Below are 9885 nucleotides of genomic sequence, written 5' to 3' on the forward strand. Positions count from 1 at the left end.
CCAGTCGGTCAGGTCAGGCCCAGGTGGCGCGCGACCTCGTCGCCGCCGGTGCGTCGGATCACCTCGGGATCGCCCACGACCACGAGGACGTCAGTAGCACGTGACATGCCGACATAGAGACGCTCGCGGGCGCGGTCGCGCTCGCCGATCTCGTTGACGCACAGGACGACGCAGGACCGCTCGAGACCCTTGGAGCCGAGGACGTGTCCGTAGAAGACGTCCTCGCCCTCCCAGAAGGAGCGCCAATAGCCGACCTTGCCGTGGCGCTCGGTCTGCGCGGTCTGCTCGGGGTGGCGGTGTCCGGTGGTCAGGAGCGCGATGCGGCCGGGGTCCCATCCGTCGTCGAGCAGCGACTCGACGACGTCGTCGGCCGCGTCGATCGCCTCCTCGGAGGTGGCCGCGACGAACCTGACGTCCTCCCCATGCCCGCCGCGGGAGTGCATCCGGGACGGCGCCAGTGGGCCGAAGGCGGTGTGGATCTGACGGGTGTTGCGCAGATTGTGGTCGAGCACAAGCGGGACGAGCTGCACCGGCGGCCGTCCGAACCGTTCGAAGAGACGCTGGTTCTCGTCGGCGAAGACGAACAGCCCACCGCTCTGCTCGTCGCGCAGCGCCGCGACCAGCGGCGACCACCAGGACTCGGCGAAGTCCTGGGCCTCGTCGACGACGAAGGCGTCGAAGCGCTTGCCGTCGGGGAGCTCGGCCGCGCGGGCCGCCATCAGCTCGGGCAGCTCGACCTCCCAGAAGTCACTGTGCGCCTGGTCGTCGACCGAGATGTCCCACGAGCGGGCGAGCTCCTCGTAGGTCCCGACGAACGCCGGCTGGTGGTTGCGGTGCCACGTGCCGACCACGCGCTTGAGGTACTCCGCCAGCCCGATGGAGTAGCAGAGGAGCGCCACGCGCTCGCGCTTGCGACCGTTGCCGCCGCGGGCGAGCTCCTTGGCCTTCTGCAGGGCGAGCACGGTCTTGCCCGACCCCGCTCCCCCGCGCACCTCGACGCGACGCAGCAGCCGGGTGACCTGCAGGATCACCATCTGCTCCTGCGTGAGGCGGTCGGCCTCGGCGGCTCGTTCGTCGGCCTCGGCGTTCACGTCGAAGGTGGTGTGTCCGCGGCCGGTGAGGATCTCGGCGATCAGCTCGACGTCGTCGTGGGTCGGCGCCCACTCGTGGGTGCCCATCCCCCAGGCGTTCTGCTCGATGCGCTCGCCGAGGACGGCCTGCTCCCGCTTGTCGTGGAGCGCCCATCGGGGCAGCTCGGGGACGCTGAAGTCGTCGCCGAACTCGCTGTGCGGCGCGACGACGCCGTGGGCCCAGGCAACGTGGCCTCGACTCCCCCACCGGGGATCGCTCTCGACATAGCGGCGCAGCGCGTGCTTGCTGTCGCGGGCCTGGTCGACGGGATAGCACCGCTCGTCGCCGTCGGCACGCCGGATCCACCAACCCGACGCGTCATGCCAGATCGAGCCGCCCTTGACCTCGAGCACGAGCACGCCCTTCTCGGGGATCAGCACGACGAGGTCGGCCTCGTGGTCCTTCTGCTCGTCGGTGAGCCGGAGGTTCGGGAGAACGATGGCCTCGGCCGGCAGCGCAGCGCAGACCTTCTCCCAGACCTGCTGCTCAGAACCGGTGACGAACGTGGGCGTCTCGGGGATGCTGCGTGCGGGCACGGGGACTCCTTCTCAGCGGCTCAGCTGGAGCCGGCGGACCGGATGAGTGCATCGTCGCGCACGGCGGTGACGCCGATGCGCTGAAGCGCCGCGACGAGCTCGTCCTCCTGCGACGGCTCGAGGTGCAGGTACGACCCGTTGAGCACCGTGTCCTGCACCTCCCCGACCGACCAGTCCACGGGAAGCAGGTCGAGTACCAAGTGTTCGAGCATCGGCGGCCAGTCGCCGTCTTCCACCGCGCTCAGCGCGTCCAGGTCGAACGGCTGATCCGGATCCTCGGCGTCCTCGGGGTCGAAGGGTGACGGCAGCACGTCAGCGCTGACCGCGAGGTCCACCGCCTCCCTCCAGTTGCCAATGGACCGCCAGCGCTCGTACTCATCAGCGAAAGAACGGACGAATCCGTCGGGAGCGAAGACGAGGCGATCAAAGGCCACGCCGTATACGACGCGATCGGTCAGCTGGTGCGGGCTTTGCTGAGACATCAGTTCTCCTCGTCTGGCTGGGTACAGGGCAACCATGGCGCCAACGTCCGAGTCATCTCGACCACTGAGTGCGCGTCACCGAAGGGATCGGAGGTCGTGGGCCGCATCGATGTCTCCTGCCCCCTTCAGCAGCCGCGTGAGGATCTGCTCGGCTGCCCCCCGGGAGAGATCGTCGTGGTCCCGTTGGTTCCCATAGCTACGGAGACATCCGTAGCACGAGGTCTCCGGCCCACATTCACAGCTCTGAACGCGTCTCAACGCAGCCACGAGCACATCGTCGAGTCGCTCCTCGACCAACAGGACATGGCCAGCGCCGCCCGAGACCGTGTCAAAGAGAGCAACGGACCACGTGTCGGGGCCGACTGGCGTCAGGGAGCCCCCGATGTCGTCACGAGCGATCTCGAGCGTCTCGCACGCTGCTTCCACCACTGCGTAGAGGACCGACTTCCAGGCAGCCTGAGAGCCCGAGAACCCCAGGATGTCGAAGTCGAGTGTCAAGAGATCAGTCTCGTAGTCGTGACAGAGGTCAACGAGTCGGCTGCTGCCGCCACATGGCTTGTTCGTCAGCAGATTCTGGTGCTTGGCAGGCTTCCCGGTGATCGCACGCGCGCTTCCGTAGCCGCACCAGTCACACACCCAGAAGCCCCTGCCTCCAGGGCCATCAGCGATCGCGACCATCCGACCGCGTGATCCGACCGTCACAGCCACGCTCCCTCCGCGAATGGACTTGATGTAAGTGACGGCATCGGGTGGTGCGGCCAGCACGTGGACCGCGCCGCTCCACGAGCGCTGCGGCGGCCGTGGCCCCGGGCGCTGAGGCTCCCGCGCCGAGACGAAGCCGAACTCAGGCTTGATGACCGTGCGCGGCGCTGAGGTGGCGATCTCGCCGCAGTGCGAGCAAGCGGAATCGACATCGACGACTCCCGCTCGGAAGCCGCTGCAACGATTGCACACGTAGTAGCTCCGCTCCTCCAGATCACGTCCGGGAAGCCTGTAGATCCCTCGTGAGGTCCACAACTGGCCGCCCGCGACGATGGTCGCGTCCGGCGCGTACTCGTAGATGGCCTGCGACAGGTCGCGTGAAAGATCGAGCAATCCGCCCATCTGCTTGCCGTAGCCGAAGTTGGTCTTCAACTCGACGGAGTCAACAGGGAATCCGTACTTGGGAAGCACGTTCCTGTTGGCGAGGAAGCCGAGCAGATCTCTCTTCCGAAGCGTGTTCGCGACTCGTTTGAACCTTTCCGCCAGGTTGTAGTTGGCCTTCGCCGCAGCCTCTGCCTGAAGTTCCTGAAGGATGGTGACCTCGTTGTGCAGCTCGAGGCGAACGGTCTCCAGCAGATCCACCAGAACGGTGACCCAGCTGGCGTCGGCGGCGCCGATCTCGTCCAGGACGTCGGCAGGAAGAATCCGGCTGAGAGCGTCGCGTACATCGTCAGGAACAGGATTGAGGAACGACGCCACCAACCCGACGGACGGTGAACGCCCGTCGGTCGGGAGAAAGAACTCTCCAGCCGTTCGATCAATCCGGTGAAGCGACTCGAAGTGCCAGCGGAAGAAGGCCGCTAAGGCCACGGAGTGTGCGTGTCTGCGGTCGATGCGAGTGTTGCTGAGCGGGACGAATGGCGCCCGCACCTCGCCGATGATCATCTGCTCGGGGTCCGCGAACTTGGTCAGATCGTGGGAGCGCCGCATCGCATACGTGACCACCAAGGCTGCAGCGCCAGCCCGACGCCCAGCTCGGCCGGCTCGCTGGAGGTAGTTCGCTGTGCGCGGCGGCATGTTGCGCAGCATCACCGCCTGCAGCTCGCCCACGTCCACACCCAGCTCGAAGGTCGTCGAACATGACAAGGTGTTGATCCGGCCCCGGACGAACTGCTGCTGAATCGATGCTGCCTCAGTGTTCGCCCACTGTGCCGTGTGCTCCTTGGAGCTCAGCGGGACGGGGTGCAGCGACTGGTAGAGGTGTCGGTAGTGATCGCGATCGTCATCGGCCGACGGCGGCGCGTAGGCCTGGAGGACGCCCTCGCACCCGAGCGCCGGGCAGACTTCCCGAATGGAGGCGGGAGCCATTCGACGGCACGTGGAGCAGGTGTATATCGGCGACTCGTCAGTGACCCAGGACAGGCGCAAGCGCTCATGATCGACTTGGTAGACGAGCCCGAGGCCGGGCTCGGTCGTCGCACGCAACCAGTCCACCGGGGTGGTGGGGTGTGTGAGGAACTTCCAGATGCCCTCCAAGACCGGCCTGGCGTCGTGCTGCGACCCGATCGCATCGAGGACGCGGCTGAGATAGTCGAGCCGGCGGTTCCTGCCGCTTCCGGGCAGCCAGGAGAGAACCTTTCTGAGCGCTTCGGGACCAGACAGTCGAACGCGGATCGGACCGAGTCGCGGCGCGAAGATCTCGTGATTGGGCGGGACATCCTCGGGCATGGTGAGGGCACCCTGTTGACGCAGGGAACGCACGAGCTCCTGGATGAGATCCCAGGCTTCCTCCTCGCCTAGACCGAGGGCGAGGAGCGGAGCAGGGGCCGCCCACGACGGATCGCGGTACATCTTCATCCGGACCAAGCCCAGGCCCTCGAGCGACTGTCGATCATCCGTGGCCTGCGCCTCCGCCATGACCCACGGCGCCACCAGTCGACCCTGCTGTTGCGCGGTCATGGAGCCTGGGAAGTGCTTGATCCGCGCGGCACTGCTGCGCGTGGAGAAGACGAGGTCCTCGATGGCGACCGGCTCTTCATGTGCTCGGGCGGCCATCAGACCTTGGACGATCAGACGTCGGCGCTGGACGCGAGCGTAGGAGTCCTCCAGGTAGGGCGCGAAGTATGCCGCCGCCTGTCGGCTGTCGCTGAAGGCGAGAAGCTTGCGGCCTTCGCCAGGCTGTACGGCCTCCCTGGCGTCCGGGCTGGGGGGCAGCGCCTGATAGAGCGCCGTCGCGATGACTGCGCTGCTCGCGTCTGAGCCCGTCTCGAACACGCGCACCGTTCCGGCGCCGCGGCCCCCGCAGGCCAGACAACCAGAGACCTCCTCGCCGTGCTGGTTAAGGCGGCGCGCATTCCGCAGCCTTCCCGAACCGCATCCGGCGCAGCTGCTCGCGGCTAGTCCCTCTGATACGCACCCGCAAGCGGCGCAGAGGCTCACGTCCGCGCCGTCAACACCAGCCGCATCCTCTTGAACGGCGTCCTCGTCCTCATCGGTGACGGCTGCCTCGTCTCCCAACGCCAGCCAGGTGCCCCGACTGCCTGCGCGGCGGGGATGGAGACGAACGACTCCGTCCTCCGACACGAGTTCCCCGACGACGTGGACGGCGCCGCATCGCGTGCACGACCCGACCTCGAAGACCGGAGCCTCGCAGGCGGGGCAGTCGGTGTGGCGTGCCAGCTGAACGTGGGGACCAGAGTCGGAGAGACAGCTGAAGGCGCCCTCCGTGGCGCGGAGGAACAGGTGGTAGCGCGCCGAGAGCGGCGTCGTTCCGTCGCCAGCGCGTAGCGAGCTGCCGAGATCGACTAGCGCTGAAAGGGCTGGGCCGGCATCCGGGTCGTCGCCGAAGAGGATGCCTGCGACCTCGGTGAAGGTCTTCGGGCCACGGGCGAGAACACGCCGGAGCTCAGCGAGCGACTGCTCGTGCAGCAGCGCCATCGCAGCCGACGGAGCCTGTCCTGGAGGCGCGACCCAACGGCCGGCCGCAGCAGCCAGCAGAGCAGATTCGGGGTCAGGTTGGCCGGCGAGCTCGATGAGCTCCCTCGGCTGCAACGGCCCCCAGAAGGGCCCGGACGGCATCTCGACCCGCTGGGCCCGGATGAGATCCTGCCTTGACGGGTCACCCGTGACCCACTCGAACTGCCGACCGAACAGATTGCTGGCGAAGCGTGTCACGGCACCAGGCTCCGCGTCACCACCGACTGTCGCAGACGTCGCGATGCACTGAATGGGACGGCTCGTCCCCACGCGATCCTGGACTCGACGCAACAGCATCGCGATCTCTGCGCCCTGACTTCCGTCATAGACATGCGCTTCGTCGACCACGATGAAGCGCCAGCGCGAATCTGCCCCCGAAGGGAAGAGACTCATCTCCTGGGGCCGCAGGAGCATGTACTCGAGCATCGCGTAGTTGGTGAGCAGGAGGTGGGGAGGAGACTTCCACATCTCCACACGACTGAGCAGCTCGTTGGAAAGCATCGGCTCGCCAGCGTTGAGCGCTCCAAAGAGCTCACGGGCTCTTGTCGGCTCACGCTCGGTGTCGCCGGTGTAACGACCAAAGGTGATGTCAGGGTAGGTCGCGAGGAGCTGCCGAAGCCTCTTCATCTGGTCATTGGCCAGAGCGTTCATCGGGTAGAGGAGCAGCGCACGCACACCAGGCCCCAGCTCGCCAGCCGCCCGCTCTCGCACAAGTGCGTCCAGAATCGGGAGAAGGAACGACTCCGTCTTTCCGGAACCAGTCCCGGTGGCGACCACGACATTGCGACCTCGCCGAACCTTCCGGATGGCCTGTTCCTGATGGATGTAGAGGGAGCGATCGAGCGGAAGCGCAGGTGACGCGAGAGCCGCGAACTCGGGGTGAAGCACTTCTTCCTCGATCAGGTCACGAGGCGAGCGGCCGGGTGCATAGGGCGGGGTGGCCTCGAGGTAAGGGCCCTTGTCGAGCATCGGCGTCGCGTCGATTGCTCGGCGCAGCGCGAGATCGATGTCCGGATCACGCACTGCTAGCAGCGACTGCAGATAACGGCGGTAGGTGGACTTGATGTTCTCAGCTGCCGCGACCGCGTCGATGCTCGTGCTCATGCGGAGAACTCCCGATGCTCGGTGATGGAGCCGGCCACGAGCAGCTCGGCGAGAAGCAGATCTGTCGTGACGAGCTGCGGGACGACTCGCGCGAGATCTCCCCACATCCGCTGTTGACGTGGAATCCAGGCTCGCGCTGTCTGATTGCCCCGCGCTGCGTGTCGGGCGGCGAGCGCCCAACCGAACGAGATGGAGGGCACGACACGCCAGCCACCTATCCGCGTTGGGTGGGATCGGGCGCCGAACGCCTCGATCGACCGCCGATCGCCGATGAGCGCCAGCGCCTTGCTGCACTCCGGCAGAAGCTTGTGGGCGTTGTTGACCAAGAAGGAGAGTCGCTCATGCTGACGATTCCGAATGAACTCCATCGCAGAGATGATTCGAGAGTCACCTGACAGGAGCCCCTTGGGAACCAAGCCGGCTTGTCGGACGAAGTCGGCTCGCATGCTGGGCATCTGATCGAAGACATCAGCGCTGTCGTCGAGTCGTCCGCAGGCTGCGAACGGATCACGACCCTGGACGAGGTCGAACACGACCGAGCCGCAGATGTCCTCGGCAGCTGCGACCTCGTCGTCGGACCACACGAGATCTGCCGCCGAGAGGAGCGCAGCCGGCAAGGCTCCACGCCCCGTCCAAGCCAGCGGTGCGTCATCGTGGGCCTGCGCGAGCGAGGCCCACGCAAGACCGGTCTGAATCAGCAGGGTCGGTATCGAGCGATCCGCGACATCCGATGCGGACAGCGAGAGGAGGGCATCCCGTGGGTGGGCGTAGACCAACGCGTCGATCGCCGCCACGACCTCGCCTGCCCGCTCCCCCAGAGCCAGCCCTCCGATGAGTCCCCGAACGGCCCACAGTCGAGAGATGTCGGCCGACGCCGGCAGCTCGCCCTCGCCCGCCAGGTACGCCGAAAGGGCCGACTCCTCGTGGTCGCCCTCCGTCACATGACCGACAGATTCGACGAGTACAGAGCGAGCAGCGTCTGGCCACGAGGGGATCTCCTCGGGAGCCCAGGGGTCCTCCACGCGGACGACGATCCGTAGAGGACCTGCGGATCGAAGGTGACTCGGCAGGGAGCAGCCGCCTCCCTCGATCGGGAGCACGACAGGGGGGCGCCAGGGTGCTCGCGCCGCGTAGACAAGTGCGGACAGACCTTCGATGTCGACGCAGTCTCTGAATTCGAGGCGGCCGTCGGCCAGGGTGACGTCGCTGAAGAGCGACTGGGGACGGATGGTGCCGAGGAGCACCTCACCGTCGTCGTCGAGGGAGAGCCGAACCTGCGGGTGCGCGCCCAGGGTGTCGACGATGCGGGCGAGGTCGAACTGGTAGACACCGTGGCGCCCCGCCCGAGGCGGCACCGTCTGCACGACTCCTTCGGGCGCCACCATCCGCAGGACGGGCTCTCCCACATCGCCGAGATCGAGGACCAGGACGCCAGGGTCCGCGACTACTCCCTCTCGGGAGAGCCGCAGCGGCTTGATCGAGGCCATCCTCGTCTCGGACGCCGACTGATACGCGACTGACATGTGGGGCGGCGTGATGACGAGCGAAGTCCGTTCCCCGTGCGCGCTGAGGTGCAGAGACCTCTCGAGATCGCGCCGTCCCAGCGACAGAACCGCCTGTGACGCGTCGATGCCGTCCGGAACGACGACCTTGACCTCGCTCGGCTGAAGACCGCTCTCGACGAATCGTCTCCATGACGGCGAGTAGCTCACCCCGAGCCCCTCGACGATCTTCACCGTGCGACTGGCGCCTCTACCCCAGGGACCTCTGACACGCACGGTGTAGGTGCCCACGATCGGACGTGGGAGCGAGGTCCAGATCGAATTGGGATCGCTGTCGTTGTCGGACCGGACCCACCGGGAGACCACCGCACCAGAGGCGTCGAGCAACACGACATCCCAGTGGGCCTCGCCAAGTTCCGCAGGAAGGTGCACGACTGGGACGGACGCGATGACAGGAAGCCCACCTGACGTCCGGACGCCGCGCACTGGATCCTCGGCGACGATGCGGGCGGCCGCATACTGCCGGACCTGATGCACCTTGGAGGTGTGCGGCGAGCCAAGGAGCTGAACCGTCGCACAGCCCTCGAGATCCATCAGCACCAAGGACCAACCAGTCCATCCAGGGGGCAGTGGGCTTTCGGCGATCTGGACGGACCCGTGTGCTTGGAGATCGCCCGGCTCGCCGGGGAACAGGAGCCAGACCGGACGCCCCGGTAGCGGAAGCGCTCCAGACAGCTGGATTCCGTCCTCACCGAAGGCGAGGAGGGGGTCGCTCTCGTCGACGAGGTTGAGTGTCAGGGCGAGATCCTCGCGACCGGCCATGGCGACAGTCGCTGCACGGACGGGAGCCAGGATCGCCACATCCGTCTGAGGCGCCGGCTCGTTGGATCCCGGCTCTATCGCTCGCGTCGCGATCCGTCGGCTGCTGGCATCGAGCCCGACGATCCACGTTGCCGATCCATCCGGAGCCTCACCCACGGCTGGGAGTCGGAGAACGAGCCCTTGGCCGAAGGGATCGATGACGAAGTGAGGGCGGTCGTGCACGCCGCCTGCGCGCGCACCGCGGTGGCGGACGGGCTGGATCTCGCCGCGCGCGTGGAGATCGACCGCCACTTCCCGGAAGCGAACCGGCAACATCACGTCTCCGCCGTCCCCGCCAGCAGCGACGACATCGAGCAGGTCGAAAGCTCGATCCAGGACATCGAGAGCGAACTCGTCGCCGTGCTCGAGGAATCGGATCACTGGCTTCGCGACGCTCAGCTGATGCTGGTGGCTGCGTGAGGTCACCCAGGCCACGAAGTCGCCTGCGGTCAAGCCAGGAACGACCCGGCGGCGCTCCGAGATGAGTCTGTAGAGGTCGGCAAGGCAGCGGGTCGGCATGCCTGAGTGCATCAGGATGAACCGCCCCGGAGTTTCCGGAGACTGTTTTTCTTGGCTCAGCCGGTTGGCATG

General features: G+C 66.8%; 5 protein-coding genes. 1 reads left to right on the forward strand and 4 read right to left on the reverse strand.

Going from position 1 to position 9885, the window contains the following annotated elements; genetic code table 11:
- Window positions 1-8: 8 nt before the first annotated feature.
- The 4 genes from ACZDWJ_RS18460 to ACZDWJ_RS18475 all read right to left on the reverse strand — a co-directional run bounded on the left by ACZDWJ_RS18460 (window position 9) and on the right by ACZDWJ_RS18475 (window position 9411).
- Complete coding sequence (locus tag ACZDWJ_RS18460; protein ID WP_463523418.1) at window positions 9-1667, reverse strand: nuclease-related domain-containing DEAD/DEAH box helicase; 1659 nt, start codon at window positions 1665-1667, stop codon at window positions 9-11.
- Window positions 1668-1687: 20 nt separating this feature from the next.
- A complete protein-coding gene (locus tag ACZDWJ_RS18465; protein WP_463523420.1) occupies window positions 1688-2149 on the reverse strand; it encodes a hypothetical protein in 462 nt (153 codons plus the stop codon).
- Window positions 2150-2224: 75 nt separating this feature from the next.
- Window positions 2225-6931, reverse strand: coding sequence for a DEAD/DEAH box helicase (locus tag ACZDWJ_RS18470; protein WP_463523422.1), 4707 nt, complete (start codon window positions 6929-6931; stop codon window positions 2225-2227).
- Window positions 6928-9411, reverse strand: a complete 2484-nt coding sequence (locus ACZDWJ_RS18475) for a hypothetical protein (protein WP_463523424.1) — start codon at window positions 9409-9411, stop codon at window positions 6928-6930. Before ACZDWJ_RS18475 ends, ACZDWJ_RS18470 begins: the two co-directional genes overlap by 4 nt.
- A gap of 24 nt (window positions 9412-9435) precedes the next feature.
- Here ACZDWJ_RS18475 and ACZDWJ_RS18480 point away from each other — a divergent pair, with 24 nt between their 5' ends.
- On the forward strand, window positions 9436-9714 hold the full coding sequence (locus tag ACZDWJ_RS18480) for a hypothetical protein (RefSeq protein WP_463523426.1): 279 nt from the start codon (window positions 9436-9438) through the stop codon (window positions 9712-9714).
- Window positions 9715-9885 lie beyond the last annotated feature (171 nt).

The sequence above is a fragment of the Nocardioides sp. B129/18 genome, assembly GCF_055282735.1.